Origin of the sequence: Clostridioides sp. ES-S-0001-03 (assembly GCF_020676075.1) — a bacterium.
GTDB lineage: Bacteria > Bacillota > Clostridia > Peptostreptococcales > Peptostreptococcaceae > Clostridioides.
Map to the genome: position 1 here is coordinate 1 of NZ_JACVWJ010000028.1, position 1174 is coordinate 1174.

The following is a 1174-nucleotide window of genomic DNA, read 5'->3' on the forward strand; positions in this document are numbered from 1 at the left end:
GATTGGCAAGAACTGAAATGACATCAGCTTATGGTGATGGGGTTTTAGCTTCTGCAATGATTAATCCTGCAACTATAGGTATTCAGTTTATGTTATCCATGGCACATCCTCATACAGATATATGCGACGAAATATGTGGAGAGGATAATTTTGGTTTGGGTAAAGGTGTTTATCCTATAAATGAAGCTCCTGTATATCCATTTCACCCCCATTGTTTGTGTATTATGCTTACAGTAGTTCAACCACTTGATGTGTTAGTTAATAGATTGAAAAAATGGAATAAAAATCCTATGGATGATGTACCTCTTGAAATGTGGTATCAAGATGTGTATGGAAATATGAATTTTTAAATTGAAAGGTGGTGATTAAGTGAATGTAATAACTGGAGAAATGGATTCAATGAATGCGTTAATATCTAATATCAAACCTTCTGATATTCCTTTAGCTAAAGACATAGACATAGAAGCTTTAAAATCTATAGATAATGACCCTCTTGAGGTAGTTGTTGAGATACCAGCTACAAAATCTAAAAGGGGATGGAACTATACTGCTAAAAGCTTAAAAGATATTGTAGATTACACTAATGAAAATACTCTTAATGGCTTTTTAGGACATCAAAAAGCTGAAAATATATCAACTGAATTTGCACCACCTGTAACGCATTGGATAGGTGCAGAAATGAAAGGGGATAAAGCTTATTTCAGAGGGCTGATTGATGCAGATGCTAAAAATTTAAAAAGATGGATTAGAACTAAGAGGATAAAGGAAGTTAGTATATTTGGTTATCCAAAGCTTAAAAAAGGTGTTAAAGGTGAAATGAATGTTATAGGTTATGAGCCACTATCTATTGATTGGACTCCTTTACATAGACCAGGTATGCCAACAAGTATTGTGGGTATGGAAATGAGTCCTAATGGTGAACAGTTAGATGGAACTTTTGAAGCTTTAAGAATAGATTTAAGAGAAGCTTTAAAAGCTAAGTTTTCTATTAATGATAATAATTCATATCTTTATATACAAAACATAAGATATGATAACAATACTGCTATATATGAGTTGGAGCAAAATGGATTATGTAAGCTTTATAGTATACCATTTACTATAGTTGAAAATAAAATAAATCTAGGTGAAGAAATTGAAGTAATAAAGAAAATAAGCTATGAAGCTAAAGGAG

The 1174-nt window shown here is 31.9% G+C and carries 2 pseudogenes; both read left to right on the plus strand.

The window, feature by feature from the left end:
• A pseudogene (locus IC174_RS20630) lies at positions 1–350 on the plus strand (hypothetical protein); the annotation flags it as partial.
• Between the two features lie 19 nt (positions 351–369).
• Positions 370–1174: pseudogene (locus tag IC174_RS20635) on the plus strand (hypothetical protein); the annotation flags it as partial.